Genomic DNA, 21,979 nt, shown 5'->3' with positions numbered 1-21,979 from the left:
GAACCGAAGTATCAGCCAAGCGACCTCGGTTTAGCGAATGACCGGCTCGCCGTGAAAACGCCGGCGCGACGGCGGCGACACGCCGAAGCCAACCTCCATCATCAGCCGCGGCGTGAGCGTCGGCACGGTGCCCATATGGAAGCCGAACGGATCCTCGACAAAGCCGAGGCCGGCCGGCCCGGTCAGCGTGACCGGGCTCTGCTCGCCGTAGACGCCCAGCACCTCTTCCGCCGAATGGCCGACCAGCAGCGTCAGCTGATGCTTCAGGATGCGGCGGTTATGGGAGCCGCGGACATAGACATGCGGCCCAGTGTCGGCGTCGACCGGCACCAGGTAGAAAAAGAACTTCAGCATGCGCCAGTCGTCGAGGTCGAAATGGTATTTGCCGAGCGAGGCCATGTTCTTGTCGGCGTCCGAGACGCCACCGGTCGGAAAGCTCCACCAGACGCGGGTGGTGATCAGCTTGGCCTGGCTGCCGAGATAGTGCGCTGCGATATCGAGAAGCAGCGGATCGCGCTGCACGGCGACCGCAGCGTTGCAGTCGAGGACCCGTTCGAAATAGTGACCGCTGAGCAGCGGGCGGCCGAAATGCTTTTCGGCATCGGCGTGTTTTTCGGGCAGGAATTCCAGCCGACGGTCGAAATTGCCGAAGCATGGCGTGCGCTCGGCGAAGCGGACAATCTCCTCATGGATGGCGGCCGGCAGCATCAGGCCCGAATAGAGCCCCTCCGTCCGCAGCGCGCCGACGACGGCATCGCGATCGACGCCGGCGAACATCGTTTCACCGACATTGCGCGCCGGCGGAACGGGCTTTGCACCGCGCCAGTGCAGGCGCCGCGCCGGCATGGTGCGGGCCAGCATGAACATCGGCAGCCATGCCGGATTCTCGCGAAGGTCGGAAAGATAGGTCGGGATGCGGGCGGCGATGCGGCGCAGCGTGCCGCCGTTTCGTGCGATCGCCTCGAGGCTTGCAGCGCCGGACTTGTCAGGGCTTGAAAGGGTCATCGGGGTCCTCAAAATGTCGAGGGAACAGCATCGACGTTAGTCGTCGCCGCTCCGGCACACCCCAAACCCTATTCGCCCATATCGCCGGGAATGGTAACCCCCGGCCAGATTTTGTGCAATGCACAATAAACGACGACCCGCCAGAAAATGTGCTTGGGCGGAGTTCCCATAACCGGGACGGTAAGCCGTCACTTCCGCGGCGCGACCCAGATCTCGGCGTGGAGCCTCCTGGTCGCCAGGCCGCGGGCGATCGCTTCGGCGCTGCGGGCGTTCTTCGACAGCGCCGCGGCCTGACGCTTGCTGATCACCAAGCCTTCGGCGAGAGCGCGATTTCCGGCAAAGACGCGCGACAGGAACGGCGTGCGGCTGCCGCGTGCCCGCGAGAACCGCGCCGCCATGGTTTGCCTGGCGGTATGGGCGACGACCTCGTCGATCCAGCCCTCTCCCAGCCGCGCGCCCGGTTCCAGCAAGAGCAGCCAGTCGCCCTTGGCCTGCCTGATGCCGGCGGCGATGCCGCCGCTGACATAGTGGCAGCCGGCATGTTCGGCGACGCGGTGCGTCTGATCGGTCGAGCCGGTGTCGCAGACGAGAACGTCGCGCACCACGCCTTCGACCGCGCCGCCGATCAGCGAGGCGAGCGTGCGGGCAAGGCCCTCCTCGTCATTCAGGGTTTCGATCAGGACGCTGAGCATGTTTAGCCGAATAGCGGAAAGCGGCGGGCAGCGCCAGTTTTTGCGGCGCACCGCGAGAAAGTTCTTGCTTTGTTCTCATCGATACGATAGGAATACATTCATGAGCAGAGCGATTCGACAGCGGGCGGACAGTCCCTGGGAAAGGGCCAAGATGGAACAGATCGTGCGTGCCGATATTGCAGCCTTCGGCGCTGGCAGGGCCGAAATGGCGAATGCGATGATCGAGCAGAGCGGCATGCGTGTCCGTCCGGACCGCAATCGCGGCAGGTCGGCGGGCATCAATCCGTCCGGCCGTTTCGAGCCGGTCAGCCGGCATGTGTTCGACGATGGATGGAATTCGCTGGAGGAGCTGCCGCCGTTCAAGACCGAGGTACAGGTCGAGAAGCCGCGCACCATCATCACGCGCAACGAATCGCCCGACATCTCCTTCGATCGCTCGATCAATCCCTATCGCGGCTGCGAACATGGCTGCGTCTATTGTTTCGCGCGGCCGACGCACAGCTTCATGGGCCTGTCGCCGGGGCTGGATTTCGAATCGAAGCTGTTTGCCAAGCCGGATGCGGCGCGGCTGCTCGACAAGGAATTGTCCAGGGATAATTACCAGCCGCGCACCATCGCCATCGGCACCAATACCGATCCTTATCAGCCGATCGAGAAGCAATACCGGATCATGCGCGAGATCCTCGAAGTGCTGGAGGCGCGCGGCCATCCGGTCGGCATCGTCACCAAGTCGGCGCTGGTGACGCGTGACATCGACATTCTGTCACGCATGGCCGAACGCGGGCTGGCCAAGGTGGCATTGTCGGTGACGACATTGGACAGGATGCTGGCCAGAACGATGGAGCCGCGAGCGTCGACGCCGACCAAGCGGCTGGAGGCGATCAGGCAGCTTTCGGACGCCGGCATTCCGGCCTCGGTGATGGTCGCGCCGATCATCCCCGGACTGACCGACCCGGAGATGGAGCGCATCCTCGATTCGGCGCAGGCAGCGGGCGCGCGCGAGGCCGGCTATGTGCTGCTGCGCTTGCCGCTGGAGGTCGCGCCGATCTTCAAGGACTGGCTGCTGCGCCATTATCCCGATCGCTATCGCCACGTCATGTCGCTGATCCGTTCGATGCGCGACGGCAAGGACTACGATTCGGAATGGGGCAAGCGCATGAAAGGCTCCGGTCCCTATGCCTGGCAGATCGGCCGGCGTTTCGAGATCGCTGCCAAACGGCTCGGCCTCAACGCCGAGCGGCGCTCGCTCAGGACCGACCAGTTCGTCCCCGCCGCCAAGGCTACCGAGCAGCTGATGCTGCTGTGACAAAGCGTCTCGCGCCAGCCGGTTGAAACGGCCGGCAACGGGCAAAAAATCCCGTCCGGCCTGTCCTGTCCCCGGGCTTGCAGACGGTAGCCCCCTCCTGGTCCGGTGCCCCGCCCGACCCGGAGGGGACTTGCGGAGAATCGGAGCCGATGCGAACCTCGCCGCACCATGGCTCGCCCGCGTTCCGATTCTCCGCTTCTCTTCGAAATCGTCGAGAAACCCGACTTCTCGTTCGAGACGAGGGCGATGGCCGAAGGCCTTTGGCCGGTGGCGGGGATGGACGAGGCCGGCCGCGGCCCGCTCGCCGGGCCGGTGGTGGCGGCAGCGGTGGTGCTCGATCCCGCCAACATCCCCGACGGCCTCGACGATTCCAAGCGGCTGACGCATTTGCAGCGTGAGGCGCTGTTCCTGAAAATCCTCGGCTCCGCGCTCGCCGTATCGATGGCCTCGGTCAGCGCCGAAGGCATCGATGCCTCCAACATCCTCAAGGCCAGCCTGGAGGCGATGCGCCGTGCCGTGGCCGGCCTGTCAATCCGGCCGAAGCTGGCACTGGCCGACGGCCGCGACGTGCCGCCCGGCCTGCCCTGCGAGGGCAAAGCACTGATCAAGGGCGACCAGCGCTCGCAGTCGATCGCCGCAGCCTCGATCGTCGCCAAGGTGATGCGCGACCGCATGATGTGCGGCTGCGGCAGCCATCATGCGCGTTACGGCTTCGAACTGCATATGGGCTACGCCACTGTCCGCCATCGCACGGCGATCGATCTGCACGGGCCAGTGGCACGGCTGCACCGCGCCTCCTTCGCGCCGTTCCGGTTCGGCGGCACCGAGGTGCTGGAGGAAGAGGGTTTTTCGGGTTTGGATTGAGCGATTCGGCAAGGTGTGATCTCGCCCCTCGAGGGGGAGATGTCGCCAAAGGCGACAGAGGGGGTCGGTACGTTCTGGCGCGACGCCATGCGGGACGAAAGAGAAGGCTGGCGCTTCACGCGCGGCGACCCCCTCTGGCCTGCCGGCCATCTCCCCCTCGAGGGGGGAGATTACGCGCTCAGTCGCTTTCGCCAACAAAAAAGCCGCCAGGTTTCCCGGGCGGCTTCGATGACTTGTTCATGCAGCCGTTCAGTTCAGCTTCGACTTCAAATCCTGCAGCGAGGCGTTGAACAGGTCGGCGCCGGCCTTGGCGTCGATCTTGCCGGCCAGCAGCGCCCGCGCGGCTTCGACCGCGATGTCGACAGCGCTGGCACGCACTTCGCCGATCGCTTCGCGCTCGGCCTGGCCGATCTTCTGCTCGGCCAAGGCGGTGCGCCGAGCGACATAATCCTCGGTCTTCTTGTGCGCCTCGGCGGCAAGCATGTCGGCTTCGCGCTTGGCGGCGGCGACGATGGCCGCGGCCTCCTGCTCGGCTTCCTTGCGCTTGCGCTGGTATTGGCCAAGCAGCTGCTGGGCTTCTTCGCGCAACCGGCGCGCTTCCTCGAGCTCGGAGCTGATCTTGTCGGCACGCGCATCAAGCGCCTTGGCGATCATGCCCGGCACCTTGATGTAGATGGCGATGCCGAGGAAGATTACGAGGGCAACAGTTGCCCAAAGCGTCGCGAGAGATGTGGCGTCCATGATGCGCTCCTCACCCGGCCACGGATTTGACCGCGGCCGCGATTTCGGCCTTGCTGGCCTTGCCGCCGACAAGCGCCTCGACGATGGCCGAAGCGGTGTCCTCGGCGATCGTGCCGACTTCCTTCATGGCATTGGCCTTGATGGAAGATATACGCGCCTCGGCCTCGCCAAGCTTCTGGTCAAGCGCTGCCTCGATCGTCTTGCGGGCAGCCTCGGCTTCCGCCTTGGCCGCATCGTTGGCCTGCTGGCCGATCGCATTGGCCTTGCCCTTGGCTTCCGCCAATTCCTGCTCATAGGCGGCAACGGCGGCATCGGCCTCGCTTTTCAGCCGGGCAGCATGGTCGAGATCCTGGGTAATGCGGTCGTTGCGCACGTCGATGATGCCGCCAACGCGCGGCATCACCACCCGTTTCAAGAAGAGATAAAACAGCCCGAAGGTGATTGCCAGCCATAGAAGCTGCGAGGGGTACGTCGCCGGATTGAATGGCGGGAACGTGCCGTGCGCCTCGGCAGGCACGCCGGTGCTAGCGCTGCCGCCTTCGACGGCGGGCGCGGACTCTTGCGCAAAGGCAGATGTCACGAACATGGACTATCCCCGAAATTCAGGCCCGCCGCAGGATCGCGGCCGACCTGTTCAATTCTTCCCAATGTTCAGCCGAACAAGCATTCAGCCGAACAAAGCGAGAAGCGCGATGAGAAGCGAGAAAATACCCAGCGCTTCGGTCACGGCGAAGCCGAAGATCAGGCGGCCGAACTGGCCGTCGGCTGCCGACGGGTTGCGCAGCGCGCCCGCCAGATAGCTGCCGAAAATGTTGCCGAGGCCAATGCCCGCGCCGCCCATGCCGAGGCATGCGATGCCGGCACCGATGTACTTTGCTGCTTCTGCGTCCATTTGTTCAACTCCTTTGGATCTAAAATTCCGTTGCAAAATCGATCCGGCGGCAATGCCGGAAACCTTGTCAGTGCCCGGGATGCAGGGCGTCGTTGAGATACATGCAGGTCAGCACCGCAAAGACGTAGGCCTGCAGGAACGCGACCAGCAGCTCCAGCGCCGTCAGCGCCACGGCCATCGCCAGCGGCAGAACCGAACCAGCCACGCCGACCGCGCCGAGCGCGCTCAGGCTGACGACAAACCCCGAGAACACCTTCAGCGTGATGTGACCGGCGAGCATGTTGGCGAACAGACGAACCGACAGGCTGACCGGACGCGAGACGAAGGAAATCACCTCGATCAGCACCACCAGCGGCAGCAGGTAGACCGGCACGCCATGCGGGACGAACAGCTTCAGGAAGCCAAGGCCGTGCTTGGTGAAGCCGTAGACGAGGACCGTTCCGATCACCAGCGCAGCGAGGCCGAAAGTGACGATGATGTGGCTGGTGATGGTGAAGAAATACGGGAACAGGCCAAGCAGGTTGGCGACAAGCACGAACATAAACAGCGAGAACACGAAGGGGAAGAACTTCATGCCTTGCGTGCCCGCGGCGTCCCTCAGCATATTGCCGACAAATTCATAGGCCATTTCCGAGACCGACTGAAGGCGGCCCGGAACCAGGCTGCGGCTCGACGTGCTGAGGTAGAGAAACGCCGATGCGACAGCGACCGTCGCAAGCATGAACAGAGCCGAATTGGTGAAGGACAGGTCGTAGCCGCCGATGTGAATCGGAATGATCGGATGGATCTGGAACTGGTGGATCGGATCGACCTTGTCAGCAGCCACTTTAAATCCCCATCAAAGCCGCAGACGGCTTCAGCATTCTGTTCAATGCGCCGGCATGCGGCGCCTCAATTCATTCTTTCGGATCGCGCGGTTTGTCGCCCGTTCCGAATTCCGACACAAGCCCGGCTGAACGCAGGACGTTGAGCACGCCGGCGACAAAACCCAGCAGCAGCCCGACTATCAGACCCCATGGCGATGTCCCCGCCACGCGATCGATAAACCAGCCGAGAGCCGCACCGACCACTATCCCGGCGATGAACTCGCTGGACAGCTTGAGCGCCTGGCCGTACCCGGCCACACTGCCCGTTTTCCCGTCGTCTTTCCCCTCGAGCCGGTCCGGCCGCCTTGTCGCAAGCGATGCTTCAAGGTCGCGCCGGCGGCGCTCAAGATCGTCGTCGCGGATGTCGGCTTCATGCTGCTTGCCGCGGCCGGTATTGCCGGTTCCGTCTGGCCCATTCTTGTCGGCCACGCAACCCCCCCTGCCCGGTCAGACCGTCACCGTCCGTCCGCTTCTTAAAGTCGCCGGCAACATAGTTAGAGGGTCAGCGCCCGTCAAGCCACGGGCGGACGTTCAAGCTCAAGTATTTTTCCGTTATAAATCAGCTACTTGCCTGGGTGCGACATCGTGCCCGACACAGTCTCCGGCGGGCCGTGGCCGAATCCCCGCGGCGATGCGTCTTCGATCGGCCGCTCTCGCGGGAAAGATGCAAGGGCCGCCCGAGCGCTCAGCTCCAGCCGCCGCCATAGGTGCGGTAGAAGATGTGCAGGCCGATCCTGGTCATTTTCTGCATTGTCCGCGCCCAGCCCGGATGGACGTAGTTGGCGTAGTAATGGGTCGACGAGCCGACTTCGGGAATGAAGATCTTGCCGGCTGTGACGGCCATGGCGACATCCTGTGCGGTCTGGTAGGCGGCGGCGTTGTCGATGCGCTTCTTCCGGCCGTCGCAGGCAAAGGAAAACTGGCAGCGGTTGAACCAGTTGTCGTTCTGGTAGACGACGCCGCAGATCGAGTTCGGATAGGCCGGGTTGCGGACGCGGTTGAGGATGACCTGGGCGACGGCGGCCTGGCCGCGCACGGATTCGCCGCGCGCTTCGAAATAGATGCCGTTGGCGAGACAGGCCTGCTCCTGCTTGGAAAAAACGCTCGCCGGCAGCGGCGTCTGCATCCAGGAATGGTCGCCCTTGCTCAGCGGCGGAATGAAGCGGCCGTCGTTCGGGTCCTCGTCCTGCAGCAAGGCCTCGAAGGGCGACGCCTGTGCATAATCGGGAGCGGACGAGGCGTAGGCGGTCGCCAGCACGTCCGGATGATCATTGTTGACCAGCGCGGCAAGCATCGCCGGTACGCCGGGATCCGGCTTCTTGTCGATGCGCGTGTGGAAGGCGGCGGCGATCTGGATTTCCTTGCCTTTGATCTCGGGCTTGGCGAAAGCCATCCTCAGGCCGCTGTCCATGCTTGGGCGGAGCAGCGAAGAGGTGCGCTCGAAGATCGAGCCGGCATTGAAGTTCTTCGGCGGCGAGACGGGCGAGACCTGGATGATGCGGCCCTTCTTGTCGGCACGCGTGATGCGGTTCTCGTCCGGCGTCGTGCCGGCGATGCCGCCCTTGCCGCGAAACGAAACGGCGCCGATGCCGGGCAACTGGACACCGGACCCGGAGAGCGAGCCGGTGCTGCTGGAATCGAGGAAGGGCATTTCGGCTGCGTGAACGGAGCCGGCGACGGATTTCTCGACATAGGCGTTCCAGCGGACGCTCGGCGCCTCCAGGCCGGAGACGAGGCTGGTCATGTCCTGATAGGCAGCGACCGTCGGAAAGCCGATCCAGATGCCAAGGCCAATAACGAGGGGAGACAGGAAGGAACGCTTTTTCTCACCGGCGGCGGCGACAAGCCGCGTCAAAACACGTCGATGCACGGAACTCTCCAGAAACGCGACGGACCCCACTGGAGAGCTACAATGATGCATTAACCTTGATGGGGCGTTAACAGCTTAGAACGTTGTTTTCCCATCTCGTGTCGAAGTCAGGCGCTTTTGCGGCTATCCGTTGGCGGAAGAAAGATCGGCCACGCGATCAGCGCGCAAATAGCCGCACCCAGCCAGACGCCTGCCCACGAGCAGAGCACGAGAAGCCCGGGAATGGCGATCGGCACCAGAAAGAAGGCGATGAAGACCAGACCGTTGGCAAGGCCGAGCGCCGTTCCGGCCTGGCTGGCGCCGGCCAGCGTCGCAAGCTCGGTGTAGGCGACGCCATGCCAGGAGGAGACGCAGATGCCGGCCACGACCAGCATCGCGACGATCGCCGGCGACAGCATCGGCGCTTGGCCTGACAAGAATTGGGCCGCCAACAAGACGAGCGCGGCAAGCACGGTGAAGGCGGCCACGCTCAGCATGCTGCACAGACGCAGGAACGACCGGCGGTTGCCGTGACGGTCGGTGTAGCGGCCGCTCCAGACGCGCATGACCATGGCGCCGACCTGGACGGCAGCCAGGCTGGCGCTGATCACGGCTGTTCCCATGCCGGCGAAATCATGCAGGAACACGGAAGCAAAGGTGAGCACCGCAACCTGCGGAAAGCAAAGCAGGCCAATGGCTGTCGCGATGCGCCAGACGGCCGGGTTGCGCAGCGGCGCGGGGCCGGCCGGCTTTGCCGCGCTGCTCGAACGGGCGTCGTCATGCGCCGGCGGCTGATGCAGCCAGCGCCAGGCGAGCGAGGTCGAGACCGCGGAGGCAGCCGCCAGCAGTCCGAAGACCGCCGTGAAGCCATGGGCCGAAGCGAGCGACGGCAGCACCAGCGCGCCAAGCCCGCCGCCAAGCGGCACCGCCGTCTGCCTGATGCTCATGGCAAAGCCGCGCTCGCCTTCGCCGAACCAGGCCATGATCGCGCGGCCGCTGGAGCCGTTGACGCTGCCGCCGAGCAATCCGGTGACCAGCAGGGCAGCGGCGAGAAGCGCGATGCCGGGAATATGGGCCGGTGACGGCACGACCAGCGCGGCCATGACAAGCAGCCAGACCGCGGTTGCGCCGAGCCCCGTCAGCAGCACGCGGCGGTCGCCCCAGCGATCGGTCAGCAGCCCCCACGGCAATTCGCTCAGCGCCACACCCAGGCCGAGAAGGCCAAGCGCCAGGCCGAGTTCGCCGTTGGAGAGATGATAGCCCGAGCGCAGGAACACCGCCGTCGCCGGAATGCCGGAGAAGGTCGCGGAGAAGCAGGCATTGGCGGCGACGCCGATGCCCAGCACCTTCCAGCGATGACTGGCTCGAAGTGCCGCCGCTTCTGACGGGGCGGCAACGGCGGCCGGGCGAAGCGGTTTGCAATCTGCTCGTGTGGCGACAGCGGACATGGTTCAGCTCCTGCATGGGTCGGCTGTATTCGGTCTTGACGCGCTCTCTCTACCGCCATAGCTTCGTACTGAATATCAGGAAGTTTTTGACGTAATGTCCCGAATATCAGGATTATTGGCATGCGACGCGTGACATTCGATCTCGACGTTCTGCGCAGCTTCGTTACCGGCATGGAGCTGGGCAGCTTCGCCAAGGCCGCCGACCGGCTCGGCCGCTCGACCTCGGCAATCAGTGCGCAATTGAAGAGGCTGGAGGAGCAGGCGGCGACGCCGATCTTCCGCAAATCTGGACGTGGCCTGGCGCTGACGGACGCGGGCGAGACCATGCTCGGCTACGCGAGGCGGCTGATCGAGCTCAATGACGAGGCCGCCTCCGCCATCCACGATGTCGAGCTGGAGGGTTGGGTGCGGCTTGGGCTACAGGAGGATTTCGGCGAGGCGGTGCTGCCGGAGGTGCTCGGGCGCTTCGCCCGCGCCCATCCCAAGGTCAAGATCGAGGCCAGGATCGCACGCAGCCATGAGCTTGCCGAACGGGTCATTTCGGGCAGCCTCGATATCGCGCTTGCCTGGCACAATGGCGCGACGCTGCCCTACAGCCGGCATGTCGCCGACGTCCAGATGCGCTGGATCGGCCCGGCAAAACAGATCGAGACCAGCCTGCGCGATGGCGAGGCGTTGCCGCTGGTGGCGCTCGAAGCGCCGTGCCTGCTGCGCAGCGTGGCGACCGAAACGCTCGACCGCGCCGGACTGGCATGGCGGATGGCCTTCTCCAGCCCGAGCCTTGGCGGCATCTGGGCAGCCGTCGCCGCCGGGCTCGGACTGACGATCCGCACCGATATCGGCCTGCCGGCCAGCGTCAGGGCGATGACGCCTGAGATCGCCGGGCTGCCCGCCTTGCCCAAGATGGCGCTGTTCCTGCATCGCAAGGAGGCCGAGCCCGACGCGGTCGCGGCGCGGCTTGGCGACATCCTGCTGCAGGCAGCGCTGGAAGCCTTGCCGCAGACGCAACCGGCGCCCGTTCTGCGCAACGTAGCGTAAAGGCAGAGGCTCAGTGGCGCTTCTTTGCCTTGCCGGCGAAAGGATTGTCCGAGGTGCGCAAGGCGATGCGGATCGGCACGCCGGGCATGTCGAAAGCCTCGCGCAGGCTGTTCGAGAGATAGCGGACGTAGGATTGCGGCATCGCATCCGGCCGTGAGCAGGAGACGACGAAGCCCGGCGGCCGCGTCTTGGCCTGCGTGACATATTTGATCTTCAGCCGACGCCCGGCGACAGCGGGCGGCGGATGATGCGCCAGGATGCCTTCCAGCCAGCGGTTGAGCTTGCCGGTCGACACACGGCTGTTCCAAACTCGATGCGTCCGGATGACGGCATCCATCAGCTTGTCGAGGCCACGCCCGGTCTCGGCCGACACCGGCACCGCCTGCATGCCGCGCGCCTGCGGCAGCAGCCGCTCGGTTTTTTCGCGCAGCTCGGCCAGCAACTCCTGGGGATGATCGACAAGGTCCCATTTGTTGAAGGCGATCACCGGGGCACGGCCTTCGCGGATGATCAGGTCGGCGATCTGCAGATCCTGCTTCTCGAAGGGAATGGTGGCGTCGAGCACGATGATGACGATCTCGGCAAAGCGGATGGCGCGCAAGCCGTCCTGCACCGACATCACTTCGAGCTTTTCGTGGATCCTGGCCTTGCGGCGCATGCCGGCGGTGTCGAACAGTTTTAAGCGGCGGCCATGCCAGTCCCAGTCGACGGAGATGGAGTCGCGGGTGATGCCGGCCTCAGGACCGGTCAACAGCCGCTCCTCGCCGATCAGCGCGTTGATCAGCGTCGACTTGCCGGCGTTGGGGCGGCCGACGACGGCGATGCGCATCGGCTTGGTGTCGTCATAGCTCGGCTCGGCGTCCGGGTCGGTGATGTCCTCGCCGATCAGCACCTCGCTGGCGGCGACCTCATCCTCGCCGGCCTCTTCGTCCTCGCCGAAGGCGCGCGCCTCGCCAAGTGCCGCGATCACCGCGTCGCGCAAATCGGGCAGGCCCTGGCCGTGTTCGGCCGAGACCGGGATCGGTTCGCCAAGGCCGAGCTCCCAGGCCTCCAGCATGCCGCCCTGGGCGCCACGCGCCTCGGCCTTGTTGGCAACGACGACAACCGGCTTGCCGGACTTGCGCACGATCTCGGCGAACGTCTTGTCGTCGGGCATCAGCCCGGACTTGGCATCGATCGTAAAAAAGATCAGGTCGGCCTCGCGGATGGCGATCTCGGTCTGGGCGCGCATGCGGCCGGGCAGCGTCGAGGCGGCCGCATCCTCGAAGCCGGCGGTGTCGATGACGTCGAAATGCAGATCGTAGAGTTTTGCGGCATGGACGCGGCGATCGCGAGTGACGCCGGGGGTATCATCGACAAGCGCCAGCTTCCTTCCCACCAGCCGATTGAAAAGGGTCGATTTGCCGACGTTAGGCCGGCCGATGATGGCGACTTTGAAGGTCATGGACTATCACGACACGCCGCCCGAGCCGCGGATCAGCTCGGACATCAATGTCGCCCGCTCGCGCGTGTTGCGCGGGGCGCCGTCATCCGCGGCGATCTGGTCGAACAGCTTCAATGCATCCGCCGCCTTGCCTTCCTTCCAGGCGGCAAGGCCAAGCGCCTCGCGCGCCGTATGGCGCAGCGTGTTGGTGTCGGCGGTGAGCGCCTCGACGCGGCTGGAGACATCGGCGAAAGAGCCGCGGTCGACCAGAAGTAGCGCTGCCCTGAGACGCGCCATGTCGCGAATGCCGGAGGGGATCTTGGTGTCGGCGGCGACCTCGTCGAAATCCTTGACGGCGGCGTCGACGTCGCCCTTGTCCGCCTTGACGGTTGCCGCGCGCATGCGGGCGAGCAGCGGATAGGCGCCGTAGCCGTCCTTCTCCAACGCCTCCAGAGCGGCAAGCGCCTCGTCGTTCTTGCCGTCATTGGCAAGCTTCAGCGCCTGCGAGAAGGCATCGCCGGAGCGGTTGGCGCGGGTCTCGTCCCAATAGCGGTAGCCAACGACAGCGGCAGTGCCGAGCACCACCAGCACGGCCAGCACAAGCAAGGCGGGACCGAAACGGTCCCACAGCGCATGCGCCTGGTCGCGACGAATCTCTTCGTTGACTTCGCGGATAAAACTGTCGTCCGACATGGATCAAAACCATTTCCTGCCCCGGGCGGGGCGGTTGATGAGCCCGCGTTTTAGCGAAATTTTGCCGGCATGGAAGGGGTTCGGCAGGAAAATCGCCTATTCACGAGGCAGTCGCCGCCAACGGCGGCCGACAGGTCGATCGTACCCGTGCCATATTTCACCGGTAGGCGTCGCTTCTACATTCCCTAAATCAAGTCAGATGCCTTTGCCCCGTTTGTCCCGCGTTATTGCGTTTTCCATTGCCGTGTTTGCTGCCGGCGCGGCTTTTGCCGACCCGCCGGCGCCGCCGGCAAAACCGAAGCAGATCGTCATCATCTCATTCGACAGCGCCCGCGACATTTCGCAGTGGCAGCGCAGCCGGGCGCTGGCCGCACGCACGGGTGCGCATTTCACCTATTTCGTCTCCTGCGTATTCCTGCTGTCGCTCGAGACGCGCAAGGAATACACCGCGCCCGGCAAGACAGAAGGCAAATCGAACATCGGCTTTGCCGCCTCCAAACAGGAAGTCGCCGACCGGCTCGAGCAGATCAACCTCGCCGCCTCGGAAGGCCACGATATCGGCAGCCATGGCTGCGGCCATTTCGACGGCAAGGACTGGAGCAAGGCCGACTGGCTGAGCGAGTTCGGCTCGTTCAAGCATATTCTCCAAAACGCCTATTCGATCAACGGCATTGCTCCTGAACCGAAGGGCTGGCGCGATTTTACCCGCAAGTCGGTGGTCGGGTTTCGCGCGCCTTATCTGTCGGCAAACAAGGCGCTCTACGAGGCGCTGCCCGCGGCCGGTTTCCTGCTCGACGCAAGCGGCGTTTCGCGTGGGCCGGTTGAGCCACCGACCGTCAACGGCATCACGCGCTTTTCGCTGCCGCAGATCCCGGAAGGGCCGAGCTCAAGGCGGGTGATCGCCATGGATTACAATCTCTATGTCAGACATTCCGGCGGCTTCGAGCGGCCGAGCATGGCGGAAGAGTTCGCTGACCGGACCTATAACGCGTTCCGCGCCGCCTTCGATGCGCAATACCAGGGCAAGCGCATTCCGCTTGAGCTCGGCTTCCACTTCACGCTGATGAATGACGGCGCCTACTGGAACGCGCTGGAACGCTTTGCCGGCGAGGTCTGCATCAAAGCGGACGTCGAGTGCATCAGTTTTCACGATTATGTTTCGCGGCGAGGCGAAAGGCAGGCGGCGGTGGGCGGCTGAGCCGCAAGCGCCCGCCGCCCGATACTTTTTAGCTTACCGGCTGATCCTCAGGGCGCAAGCCGGCTTGCTCACGTTCGAGATAACGCTGGTCGATTTCGGGCAGTGGCTCGCCCTCGAGCGTCGCCTCGAAGGCGCGCAGGCGCTTGTAGATCGAGATCAGTTCCACGACCGTCGGCCAGGCATTGACCAGATACTGAAATGAAGATCGGACCTGCTCAAAGGAGTTGAGAATCTGGTTCAGAGCGCCGAGCTTGATCTTTCCCGCGACCATCGTAGGAACAAGAACAATATATGGAAATATATTGTCGATCTGTAGATAGAATATTCTAGCGACGTTAAAATATAAGTAGTGGAAATATTTACGAAAATAGATGCTTCTTACGCTTCTAAAAAGGTCAGCGACAGTTGGCGGTTGGGCGCGATCTGCATCGTCCTCACCATAGACCAATTCTTTGCGGTAGGCTGCCTCGACACGTTGGGTGCGGAATTCGAGACCCGGCAGTTTGATTCCTACCGCAGCTAAGAAAGTAGTTCCGAAGGCCGACCAAAGGATTGCTACAACGACCAGGGAGTAAGGCACCGTGCCGACAATCGGCAGTTCCGTGACGTTTTCAGAGAGATGCAGCAGCACGGGAAGGAACGCTATCAGTGTCATGATGGACCCGACTAAGCTTACGCCCAGATCCTCCATCGTGCTGGAGAAGCGCATCGTGTCTTCTTGAACACGCTGGGACGCACCTTCGATGCGCCTCAATCTTTCCCAGTTGGTCATGTAGTATTCGTTCATTGCGGTGCGCCAACGAAATATCCAATGACTTACAAAAAACCGGTTGAGGGCGCCAACGGTCACAGCCAGAAGCGCAATCCACATGATTGTCAGCAGTTGGATATAGAAGTCCCACGGCGTCGTAGAGTACGGTGTGCCTAAAGCCTTCTGAATAAGATCGTAGAAAGGGCCATACCAGTCATTGAAGGCGACATTTACCTGCACCTGGTAATAGATCACAAAGAGAATCAGTGAGGTGCCAAGAATCGACCAATTCCGCCATGGATGAGGTCGGTACCAGGCCCAAAAGCCGTAGAAGATGAGGACGACAGCCGCAAAATATATATAGAACCAGAGAAATGGCTTCGACCAAAAGAGCGACACGCCAATGATCTTGTCGACGCCGGCGGCCATCGGGGGCAGTCCAAACACTGCTCCAAGTTGCTCTCCTCCAAAAAACCAAAACAGAACGGCCGCGAGGCTCCAGACGGCGACCGAACTGAAGAACAGCTTCGGCTGCGGAAAAAACGATACGAACACTGTGGCGAAATCCTCGGTCGATGCGCAAATCAGCGGGGTTCAGCGGGCATAAAGTCACACATTAGTGGGAAAGAAAATGCCCGTGCCCGATGCCCGCAACCGAGCAAGACCATAATCATGGCGATTTTGGCGCAGCCGACCAGGCGATCGCGCCGGAAGCGAGCAGGACGGCGGCGGCCACGATCGAGGCAAGGAAAAAGTTGCCCGAGGCCTGCGCAAGCAGCCCGGCGACGATCGGGCCGATGATCTGGCCGAGGCCGAAGGCGGCCGTCATCACCGCCAGCATCCGGCGTGGTGCTTGCGGAGCAAGCTGCCTGCCGGCCTGCAGGCCAAGCGCGGTGATGGCTATGAAGGTGCCGCCGACAAGAAGGCCGCCGAGCAGCGGCCCGGTGCGCCCGCCCATGACGACACTGGCGCTGACGCCGACCACCTCGACCAGGCACCCCAGTGCGTAGGTGGCATAGAGCCCGATCCTGGCCGTAAGCTTCTGCCACAGCCAGACCGAGGGGAAACCGGCAAGGCCGGTGACCATCCAGACCACGGCCTCGAAGACGCGGCCGCCGCCGCCCTGGCGGACGATGGCGACCAGGAACGTTGCCGTGACGATGTAGCCGAAGCCGAACAGGCCGTAGGCGACGATGATCTTCACCAGCGACCGGTGCTTCGGCAAGGCCGGCTCGCTCCCGGTGGTGCTGTTCGCGGCCGAGGTGCCGCCGGCCAGCAAGGCGACGGCGGCAAAGCCGCAGGCAGAAATCACCGCCGACCACAGCCAGCCCGCCGCCCAGCCGGCATGTTCGGTGACGAGGAGCGCCAACAGCGCCGAGGATGCCGCGATGCCGAGGCCGACACCGCCGAAATACAGCGCCTGCAGGTCGTTTCGCCCGGCCGCGGCGAGATGACCGAAAACGATGCTGGTCATGAAGACCAGCACGAAGGCACTGGCGAGGCCGGCAAGAAAGCGGATGAGGAGAAAGCCGGGCATGGTGCCGCTCAGGCCCATCAGGCCGGCGAGGATCGCGGTGGCGGCAAGGCCGGCCAGCATCAGCTGGCGCTCGCGGCCTTGCGCCCAGCCGCCGGTGGCGGCAAGCGCGCCGACGAGGTAGCCGAGATAATTGGCCGATGCGATCCAGCCGGCATCGGCCGGCGACAGGCCGAGCTCTTCCATCATGCCGGGCAGGATCGGCGTATAGACGAAACGGCCGATGCCCATGGCGACGGCCAGGGCGATCATGCCGGCGATTGCCAGGCGCAAGGGCGAAGCGATGTTCATCGCGGTGCACCATAGGTGCGCCTGCCGGCGAGACAATCCGCCTTTTATTGGGCCAGAAGGGCTGCGCAGCCGCGTCGGCGGCCGGCTCACCTGAAGTGCCAGCAAGTCCTTGTTCAGCCGCAGCAGGTCCTTGGCGGGGCCGTCTCGAAGCGGGTACGACGCGCGGTCAGCCTGAACGGCATGTCGGCGAGTTCGCGCTCCGACATGGTGTCGAGCACCGGATGCGACAGCGGATCGGTCACCCAATTGATGGCCTCGCTGTCATGCCGGTGCGGCTGCGTTCCGATCGGGGAAAAGGCGCCGAGCCATGATAAAATCTTCATCGGATTTGCCTCCTCACTCTGCGTAACCCACTTAGAATCCGCCGTTCGTTAGCGTCTGGCAATTGAGATTTCCGCCGCTCCAGTTTAGAAAAACTGTATGGCTACTCTGAACCGCGTCCATCTCAACGGCTTGCGCGCTGTGGAAACCGTTGCCCGCCTGGGCTCGCTCGCGGCGGCGGCCGGCGAGCTCAACGTCTCGGTCAGCGCCGTCAGCCAGCAGATCAACCGGACAGAAAAGCAGCTCGGCCGGGCGCTGTTCGAACGAACGCCAGCTGGCCTGGTGGCGACCGAATTCGGCACCGTCTTTAGCGCGCGGCTCAGCGCAGGCTTCCGCGAACTCGCACAGGCGGTGGCGCTTGCCGATGAAAGCTCGGAGTGCACGCTGGTGGTTTCGGTGGCGCCGGCTTTCGCCTCGAAATGGCTGCTGCCGCGGCTGTCGCGGCATTTTGCCCGCCATCCGAACGTGCTCCTGCGCATCGATGCCTCGGTGCGGCTTGCCGATCTCGATCGTTCGGACATCGACGTCGCCATCCGGCTCGGCGACGGCAAATGGCCGGGCGGGCGGGCCGAATTGCTGCTGGCGCAGGAGGTGTTTCCGGTCTGTGCACCGGTGATCGCCAGCAAGCTGAAATCGATCGAAGACCTTGCTTTGACCTGTGCGATCACCGACGAAAGGTCGATGATCAGTTGGGAGAGCTGGTTCGAAGCCGCCGGGGTGGAGCCGGTCACCTTCATGAAAGGCGCGCGCTTCACCGATCCGATGCTGTGCCTGGAATCGGCGATTGCCGGTCACGGCGTCATGCTCGGCTGGCAGTTGCTGGCCGCCGACGCGCTGGCCGACGGCCGTCTCGTTGCGCCGTTCGGCATACGCGCCCAGAGCGGCCTCGGCTATTGGCTGATAACTTCGGCTAGCAAGAGCGAAAGTCGCAAAGTCAGGGATTTCAAGACCTGGATCCGCGAAGAGATCGAGGCGACGATGGCGCAGTTCAGATCGCTCGAGAGGGCCAGCTAGACCTGCCGGCGTCATCAGAGTGGAAAGGTCGGCAGCGCCGGTCTATGTAAGAAACAGTCCCCAATCACGGCAGGCAGGATCATGACCACACATTCGCGCGGCGTTTCCGCAAGCATCGACCCGGTGAAGCTCGACAGGCTGGCGGAGGTCGCCGTCAAGGTCGGGCTGCAATTGCAGCCGGGGCAGGATCTGGTGCTGACCTCGTCTATCGCCGCGCTGCCTCTGACGCGGCGGATCATCGAGCACGCCTACAAGGCAGGTGCCGGCCTGGTGACGCCGATCTTCAACGACGATGAGATCACTCTCGCGCGCTTCCGCTACGGCGCCGACGCCGGTTTCGACCGCGCCGCCGGCTGGCTCTACGAAGGCATGGCAAAAGCCTTCGCAAACAATGCGGCTAGGCTCGCCGTGCGCGGCGAGGATCCGTCGCTGCTTTCGGCGCAGGACCCGGCAAAGGTGGCGCGTGCCAACAAGGCGAATTCGATGGCCTACAAGCCGGCGCTGGAGAAGATCACCGGCTTCGACATCAACTGGAACATCGTCGCCTATCCCGATCAGGCCTGGGCCAAGCAGGTATTCCCGGACGACGCCGACGACGTCGCCGTGGCCAAGCTCGCCGAGGCTATCTTTGCCGCCTCGCGGGTGGATGTCGAAGACCCGATCGGCAATTGGACGGCGCACAATGCGGCGTTGAAGAGCCGCACCGAATGGCTGAACGGCCACAATTTCCACGCGCTGCATTTCACCGGCCCCGGCACCGACCTGACCGTCGGGCTGGCCGACGGCCACGAGTGGATGGGCGGCGCCTCGACCGCCAAGAACGGCATCACCTGCAACCCCAACATCCCGACCGAAGAGGTTTTCACCACACCGCATGCAAGGCGCGTCGAAGGCCATGTCACCAGCACCAAGCCGCTGTCCTATCAGGGTACCCTGATCGACGGCATTGCGGTGCGTTTCGAGGCGGGCCGCATTGTCGAGGCCAAGGCCACGAAAGGCGAGGATGTGCTGCAAAAGGTGCTCGATACCGACGAAGGCTCGCGCCGTCTCGGCGAGGTGGCGCTGGTGCCGCATTCCTCGCCGATCGCCAAGAGCGGGCTGCTGTTTTTCAACACGCTGTTCGACGAGAACGCCGCCTGCCACATCGCGCTCGGCCAGTGCTATTCGAAGTGCTTCGTCGACGGCGCCTCGCTCGGCCAGGACGAGATCGCGGCGCGCGGCGGCAACAAGAGTTTCATCCACATCGACTGGATGATCGGCTCGGACAAGATCGACATAGACGGCGTCCATAAGGACGGCAGCCGCGTGCCGGTGATGCGCAAGGGCGAGTGGGTTTAGGCCCGGGATCTCTAAGCGAAGACCAGCAAGCAGCGGCGCCTGCTGGCCCATGCGGAGTTGGCAATGGAGCTCGCGGTCAAGCGCATCTATGAGCAGCCGGCGCCCGATGACGGGCAGCGGGTGCTCGTCGACCGTATATGGCCTCGCGGCGTCCGCAAAGAGGACGCGGCGCTGACGGTCTGGCTGAAGGACATCGCGCCGAGCAATGGGTTGCGCAAATGGTTCGGTCATGAGCCGGCGCGCTGGGCGGAATTCCAGCGGCGATACCGCGATGAGCTCGACCGGAACGGCGAGGCGGTGACGGAACTACGTGCCTTGCTCCGTGAAGGCAAGGTGACGCTGCTCTACGGCGCCCATGACGAGGCGCACAACAATGCGGCGGCACTGGCGAGCTATTTACGTGGGATCAATTAGTCACGCCGCCGGGACAGCGCCCCCTCTGGCCTGCCGGCCATCTCCCCCACTTGGGGGGAGATCGGATGTCGCCGGCTTTCGCCAATCTCCAAGGTCGCAGTGGTGAGCGGAGCGCCGAAGCTGCCAATCTCCACCCTTGTTGGGGGAGATGTCCGGCAGGACAGAGGGGGACGCGACGGATCATGGCGGGTCGGTCCTATTTCCCACTCACCGCCTGCTGATAAACATCAGGCTTGAAGCCAACGAGAACCCTGTCGCCAAGTTCCAGCACCGGACGCTTGATCATCGTCGGTTTGGCCAGCATAAGCGCCTTGGCCTTGTTCTCGTCCAAGCCCAGTCTGTCCTCGTCCGACAGTTCACGGAACGTTGTGCTCGCCTTGTTGAGCAGGATTTCCCAGCCGACCTTGCCTGACCAGCCGTCCAGCCGATCCGCTTCAAGCCCGTCTGCCCTGTAGTCGTGAAAGCGATAGGCAACATCGTGGCTCGCCAGCCAGGAACGCGCCTTCTTGACCGTATCGCAATTGGTGATGCCGTACATGGTGATCGTCAAAACGGATCCTCGGACCGGTCGATTCTAGCGGCACCGTAAAACCGCGCCTCTCGGTTTTCCAGCGGCCTCGCCGGCCGTCGGCGATTTTCACGCTTGTCACGAGGACATGGGCTTTCACGACGGCTGGGGCACGGTGGCGGATCAGTTGGCCGACTATCTCATGACGATCTGAGGCGACCCTGCTTCGCACTCACATTGCGGCCACGAAGCCGTCGTGGCCGTTCAACCGAACGCCGGTGCCGAGGCACCAACGCTCGCAACAAACTTGACGTTGGCGTAATGCCAATGTTGAACGCTCAGGCGCCGTAGCCGATGATGCCCTTGATCTCGAGGAAATCGTGGATCGCCCAGTCGGCGTATTCGCGGCCGTTGCCGGACTGCTTGTAGCCGCCGAAGGGCGCGAACGTATCCCATTCCGGATAGTTGATCGACACCTGCCCGGCGCGCAGCCGGCTGGCAATCTTGCGGGCGTGGTCGATATCCCCGGACTGCACATAGGCAGCCAGGCCATAGACGGTGTCGTTGGCGATCTTCACCGCATCATCATCGTCATCGTAGGAGATGACCGACAGGACCGGCCCGAAAATCTCCTCCTTCTCGATGGTCATGCCAGGCCTGACGTGGCCGAAAACGGTCGGTCGCACATAATAGCCACGGTTGAGGTGTTCCGGCCGGCCGGGGCCGCCGGTGACCAGCGTCGCACCCTCGGCGATACCTGCCTCGATCAACCGCTGGATCTTGTCGAACTGGATGTTGCTGACCACCGGCCCGAGCTTGGTCTCCTCCGAGCGCGGGTCGCCGACCTTGTGCCGTTCGGCGGCCTTCCTGGCGATCGTCAGCGCCTCGTCGTGACGGGCGGCCGGCACCAGCATGCGAGTCGGCGCATCGCAAGACTGGCCGCTATTGCCGAAGCAGGCGTTGACACCCTTGCGCACCGCCGTCTCGAAGTCAGCGTCGGGCAGCACGATGTTGGCCGATTTGCCGCCGAGCTCCTGCGCGACGCGCTTTACCGTCTCGGCCGCCGTCTTGGCGACGATGATGCCGGCCCGGGTCGACCCGGTGAACGAGACCATGTCGACGTCGGGATGGCCAGCCATGACCTGGCCGACATCCGGACCAGTGCCATTCACCATATTGTAGACGCCCTTCGGCGTGCCGGCGGCGTCCATCACCTCGGAAAAGATGATGCCGCTGATCGGCGCGATTTCGGAAGGCTTTAAAACGACGGTGCAGCCGGCGGCGATGGCCGGCGCCACCTTGCAGACTATCTGGTTGAGCGGCCAGTTCCACGGTGTAATCAGCGCGCAGACGCCGATCGGCTCCTTGACCACCATGGTGGTGCCGCGCTTCTCGCTGAATTCGTAATCCTCCAGCGCCTTGATGGTAGCTTCCATGTGCGCCCTGCCCGCCCAGGCCTGCGCCTCGCGCGCCCACCTGATCGGCGCGCCCATTTCCTGGCTGACCGCCTGGGCGATGTCCTCGTAGCGCTCATTGTAGACGTCGAGGATACGCTTCAGCAGCTTCAGGCGCTCGGCCTTGGTCGTTTGCGAAAAGGCCGGGAATGCCGCCTTGGCTGCAGCCACGGCCTTGTCGACATCGGCTTTCGAGCCGACCGAGATTTTGGTGTAGGCCTCTTCAGTGGACGGATCGATCACATCCAGCGTTGCCGGAACCACCGGGCCGACCCATTTGCCGCCGATGAAAAAATTGAGATGATTGCTCATGGGTCGTGCTCCGGTTTTCTGGAAATG

The 21,979-nt window shown here is 63.8% G+C and carries 23 protein-coding genes; 7 read left to right on the top strand and 16 right to left on the bottom strand.

The features are described 5' to 3' along the window. Positions 1 to 30 precede the first annotated feature (30 nt). Together NKH67_RS09345 and NKH67_RS09340 are read right to left on the bottom strand one after the other, a co-directional pair. Positions 31 to 1,005, bottom strand: coding sequence for a phytanoyl-CoA dioxygenase family protein (locus tag NKH67_RS09345; protein ID WP_352830751.1), 975 nt, complete (start codon positions 1,003 to 1,005; stop codon positions 31 to 33). A gap of 188 nt (positions 1,006 to 1,193) precedes the next feature. Beyond that, positions 1,194 to 1,697, bottom strand: coding sequence for a glycosyltransferase (locus NKH67_RS09340; protein ID WP_352612343.1), 504 nt, complete (start codon positions 1,695 to 1,697; stop codon positions 1,194 to 1,196). A gap of 151 nt (positions 1,698 to 1,848) precedes the next feature. On the opposite strand from NKH67_RS09340, the gene NKH67_RS09335 reads away from it, so the two are divergent. Both NKH67_RS09335 and rnhB read left to right on the top strand, forming a co-directional pair. Next, the gene (locus NKH67_RS09335) at positions 1,849 to 3,003 is read left to right on the top strand and encodes a PA0069 family radical SAM protein (RefSeq protein WP_254818651.1); all 1,155 of its coding nucleotides are present in this window, start codon (positions 1,849 to 1,851) and stop codon (positions 3,001 to 3,003) included. A 168-nt stretch (positions 3,004 to 3,171) separates the two neighbouring features. Next, a complete protein-coding gene (rnhB, locus tag NKH67_RS09330; RefSeq protein WP_352501990.1) occupies positions 3,172 to 3,867 on the top strand; it encodes a ribonuclease HII in 696 nt (231 codons plus the stop codon). A gap of 249 nt (positions 3,868 to 4,116) precedes the next feature. Here the strand turns inward: rnhB and NKH67_RS09325 are convergent, their stop codons facing one another. The 7 genes from NKH67_RS09325 to NKH67_RS09295 form a co-directional block, all read right to left on the bottom strand. Then, the gene (locus NKH67_RS09325) at positions 4,117 to 4,608 is read right to left on the bottom strand and encodes a F0F1 ATP synthase subunit B (RefSeq protein ID WP_023674071.1); all 492 of its coding nucleotides are present in this window, start codon (positions 4,606 to 4,608) and stop codon (positions 4,117 to 4,119) included. 10 nt (positions 4,609 to 4,618) lie between these two features. Continuing rightward, the gene (locus tag NKH67_RS09320) at positions 4,619 to 5,194 is read right to left on the bottom strand and encodes a F0F1 ATP synthase subunit B (protein ID WP_352501992.1); all 576 of its coding nucleotides are present in this window, start codon (positions 5,192 to 5,194) and stop codon (positions 4,619 to 4,621) included. Between the two features lie 81 nt (positions 5,195 to 5,275). Then, positions 5,276 to 5,500, bottom strand: a complete 225-nt coding sequence (locus NKH67_RS09315; protein ID WP_006206606.1) for a F0F1 ATP synthase subunit C — start codon at positions 5,498 to 5,500, stop codon at positions 5,276 to 5,278. Positions 5,501 to 5,567: 67 nt separating this feature from the next. Beyond that, positions 5,568 to 6,326, bottom strand: a complete 759-nt coding sequence (locus NKH67_RS09310; protein WP_352501993.1) for a F0F1 ATP synthase subunit A — start codon at positions 6,324 to 6,326, stop codon at positions 5,568 to 5,570. Between the two features lie 70 nt (positions 6,327 to 6,396). Then, the gene (locus NKH67_RS09305; protein ID WP_353030656.1) at positions 6,397 to 6,795 is read right to left on the bottom strand and encodes an AtpZ/AtpI family protein; all 399 of its coding nucleotides are present in this window, start codon (positions 6,793 to 6,795) and stop codon (positions 6,397 to 6,399) included. Positions 6,796 to 7,051: 256 nt separating this feature from the next. Then, complete coding sequence (locus NKH67_RS09300) at positions 7,052 to 8,236, bottom strand: cell wall hydrolase (RefSeq protein WP_353030654.1); 1,185 nt, start codon at positions 8,234 to 8,236, stop codon at positions 7,052 to 7,054. Positions 8,237 to 8,343: 107 nt separating this feature from the next. Continuing rightward, positions 8,344 to 9,663, bottom strand: a complete 1,320-nt coding sequence (locus NKH67_RS09295) for an MFS transporter (protein ID WP_353030652.1) — start codon at positions 9,661 to 9,663, stop codon at positions 8,344 to 8,346. 120 nt (positions 9,664 to 9,783) lie between these two features. On the opposite strand from NKH67_RS09295, the gene NKH67_RS09290 reads away from it, so the two are divergent. Beyond that, complete coding sequence (locus tag NKH67_RS09290; RefSeq protein ID WP_353030650.1) at positions 9,784 to 10,701, top strand: LysR substrate-binding domain-containing protein; 918 nt, start codon at positions 9,784 to 9,786, stop codon at positions 10,699 to 10,701. 10 nt (positions 10,702 to 10,711) lie between these two features. Here NKH67_RS09290 and der read toward each other — a convergent pair whose 3' ends face one another. Together der and NKH67_RS09280 are read right to left on the bottom strand one after the other, a co-directional pair. After that, positions 10,712 to 12,145: a ribosome biogenesis GTPase Der gene (gene der / locus NKH67_RS09285; RefSeq protein ID WP_352682787.1), complete on the bottom strand. Its 1,434-nt coding sequence runs from the start codon at positions 12,143 to 12,145 to the stop codon at positions 10,712 to 10,714. Positions 12,146 to 12,151: 6 nt separating this feature from the next. Next, the gene (locus tag NKH67_RS09280) at positions 12,152 to 12,817 is read right to left on the bottom strand and encodes a tetratricopeptide repeat protein (RefSeq protein ID WP_353030648.1); all 666 of its coding nucleotides are present in this window, start codon (positions 12,815 to 12,817) and stop codon (positions 12,152 to 12,154) included. A 205-nt stretch (positions 12,818 to 13,022) separates the two neighbouring features. Here NKH67_RS09280 and NKH67_RS09275 point away from each other — a divergent pair, with 205 nt between their 5' ends. Next, the gene (locus tag NKH67_RS09275) at positions 13,023 to 14,015 is read left to right on the top strand and encodes a polysaccharide deacetylase family protein (RefSeq protein ID WP_353030646.1); all 993 of its coding nucleotides are present in this window, start codon (positions 13,023 to 13,025) and stop codon (positions 14,013 to 14,015) included. 28 nt (positions 14,016 to 14,043) lie between these two features. Here the strand turns inward: NKH67_RS09275 and sbmA are convergent, their stop codons facing one another. The 3 genes from sbmA to NKH67_RS09260 form a co-directional block, all read right to left on the bottom strand. After that, complete coding sequence (sbmA, locus tag NKH67_RS09270; RefSeq protein ID WP_352496676.1) at positions 14,044 to 15,321, bottom strand: peptide antibiotic transporter SbmA; 1,278 nt, start codon at positions 15,319 to 15,321, stop codon at positions 14,044 to 14,046. Between the two features lie 115 nt (positions 15,322 to 15,436). Next, positions 15,437 to 16,591 (bottom strand): YbfB/YjiJ family MFS transporter, encoded by a 1,155-nt coding sequence (locus tag NKH67_RS09265; protein ID WP_353030644.1) that lies wholly within the window; start codon positions 16,589 to 16,591, stop codon positions 15,437 to 15,439. Positions 16,592 to 16,704: 113 nt separating this feature from the next. Further along, the gene (locus tag NKH67_RS09260; RefSeq protein ID WP_352473371.1) at positions 16,705 to 16,914 is read right to left on the bottom strand and encodes a hypothetical protein; all 210 of its coding nucleotides are present in this window, start codon (positions 16,912 to 16,914) and stop codon (positions 16,705 to 16,707) included. 97 nt (positions 16,915 to 17,011) lie between these two features. Here NKH67_RS09260 and NKH67_RS09255 point away from each other — a divergent pair, with 97 nt between their 5' ends. From NKH67_RS09255 to NKH67_RS09245, 3 genes are all read left to right on the top strand, one after another. Continuing rightward, positions 17,012 to 17,926 (top strand): LysR substrate-binding domain-containing protein, encoded by a 915-nt coding sequence (locus NKH67_RS09255; RefSeq protein ID WP_353030642.1) that lies wholly within the window; start codon positions 17,012 to 17,014, stop codon positions 17,924 to 17,926. Positions 17,927 to 18,007: 81 nt separating this feature from the next. Then, on the top strand, positions 18,008 to 19,264 hold the full coding sequence (locus NKH67_RS09250; protein WP_352473373.1) for an aminopeptidase: 1,257 nt from the start codon (positions 18,008 to 18,010) through the stop codon (positions 19,262 to 19,264). Positions 19,265 to 19,321: 57 nt separating this feature from the next. Continuing rightward, a complete protein-coding gene (locus tag NKH67_RS09245) occupies positions 19,322 to 19,678 on the top strand; it encodes a DUF488 domain-containing protein (protein ID WP_352473375.1) in 357 nt (118 codons plus the stop codon). 196 nt (positions 19,679 to 19,874) lie between these two features. On the opposite strand, the gene NKH67_RS09240 is transcribed toward NKH67_RS09245, so the two are convergent. Both NKH67_RS09240 and NKH67_RS09235 read right to left on the bottom strand, forming a co-directional pair. Further along, the gene (locus tag NKH67_RS09240) at positions 19,875 to 20,228 is read right to left on the bottom strand and encodes an ArsC family reductase (protein ID WP_353030640.1); all 354 of its coding nucleotides are present in this window, start codon (positions 20,226 to 20,228) and stop codon (positions 19,875 to 19,877) included. A 296-nt stretch (positions 20,229 to 20,524) separates the two neighbouring features. Continuing rightward, positions 20,525 to 21,952 carry an aldehyde dehydrogenase family protein gene (locus NKH67_RS09235; protein WP_352768614.1) on the bottom strand — a complete coding sequence of 476 codons (1,428 nt, stop codon included), beginning with the start codon at positions 21,950 to 21,952 and terminating at the stop codon, positions 20,525 to 20,527. Positions 21,953 to 21,979 lie beyond the last annotated feature (27 nt).

The sequence above is a fragment of the Mesorhizobium sp. M0968 genome (assembly GCF_040319065.1).
Classification (GTDB): Bacteria; Pseudomonadota; Alphaproteobacteria; order Rhizobiales; family Rhizobiaceae; genus Mesorhizobium.
The sequence above is the reverse complement of the archived record's forward strand: the minus strand, read 5'-3'. Positions and strand labels throughout refer to the sequence as shown.

What these genes read in the sequence shown, in the direction of transcription:
- NKH67_RS09250 (WP_352473373.1), top strand. Translation starts at nt 18,008, where the DNA reads ATGACCACACATTCGCGCGGCGTTTCCGCAAGCATCGACCCGGTGAAG.
- NKH67_RS09235 (WP_352768614.1), bottom strand. Translation starts at nt 21,952, where the DNA reads ATGAGCAATCATCTCAATTTTTTCATCGGCGGCAAATGGGTCGGCCCG.
- NKH67_RS09280 (WP_353030648.1), bottom strand. Translation starts at nt 12,817, where the DNA reads ATGTCGGACGACAGTTTTATCCGCGAAGTCAACGAAGAGATTCGTCGC.
- NKH67_RS09315 (WP_006206606.1), bottom strand. Translation starts at nt 5,500, where the DNA reads ATGGACGCAGAAGCAGCAAAGTACATCGGTGCCGGCATCGCATGCCTC.
- NKH67_RS09340 (WP_352612343.1), bottom strand. Translation starts at nt 1,697, where the DNA reads ATGCTCAGCGTCCTGATCGAAACCCTGAATGACGAGGAGGGCCTTGCC.
- NKH67_RS09265 (WP_353030644.1), bottom strand. Translation starts at nt 16,591, where the DNA reads ATGAACATCGCTTCGCCCTTGCGCCTGGCAATCGCCGGCATGATCGCC.
- NKH67_RS09335 (WP_254818651.1), top strand. Translation starts at nt 1,849, where the DNA reads ATGGAACAGATCGTGCGTGCCGATATTGCAGCCTTCGGCGCTGGCAGG.
- NKH67_RS09345 (WP_352830751.1), bottom strand. Translation starts at nt 1,005, where the DNA reads ATGACCCTTTCAAGCCCTGACAAGTCCGGCGCTGCAAGCCTCGAGGCG.
- NKH67_RS09255 (WP_353030642.1), top strand. Translation starts at nt 17,012, where the DNA reads ATGGCTACTCTGAACCGCGTCCATCTCAACGGCTTGCGCGCTGTGGAA.
- NKH67_RS09320 (WP_352501992.1), bottom strand. Translation starts at nt 5,194, where the DNA reads ATGTTCGTGACATCTGCCTTTGCGCAAGAGTCCGCGCCCGCCGTCGAA.
- rnhB (WP_352501990.1), top strand. Translation starts at nt 3,172, where the DNA reads ATGGCTCGCCCGCGTTCCGATTCTCCGCTTCTCTTCGAAATCGTCGAG.
- NKH67_RS09290 (WP_353030650.1), top strand. Translation starts at nt 9,784, where the DNA reads ATGCGACGCGTGACATTCGATCTCGACGTTCTGCGCAGCTTCGTTACC.
- NKH67_RS09260 (WP_352473371.1), bottom strand. Translation starts at nt 16,914, where the DNA reads ATGAAGATTTTATCATGGCTCGGCGCCTTTTCCCCGATCGGAACGCAG.
- NKH67_RS09325 (WP_023674071.1), bottom strand. Translation starts at nt 4,608, where the DNA reads ATGGACGCCACATCTCTCGCGACGCTTTGGGCAACTGTTGCCCTCGTA.
- der (WP_352682787.1), bottom strand. Translation starts at nt 12,145, where the DNA reads ATGACCTTCAAAGTCGCCATCATCGGCCGGCCTAACGTCGGCAAATCG.
- NKH67_RS09295 (WP_353030652.1), bottom strand. Translation starts at nt 9,663, where the DNA reads ATGTCCGCTGTCGCCACACGAGCAGATTGCAAACCGCTTCGCCCGGCC.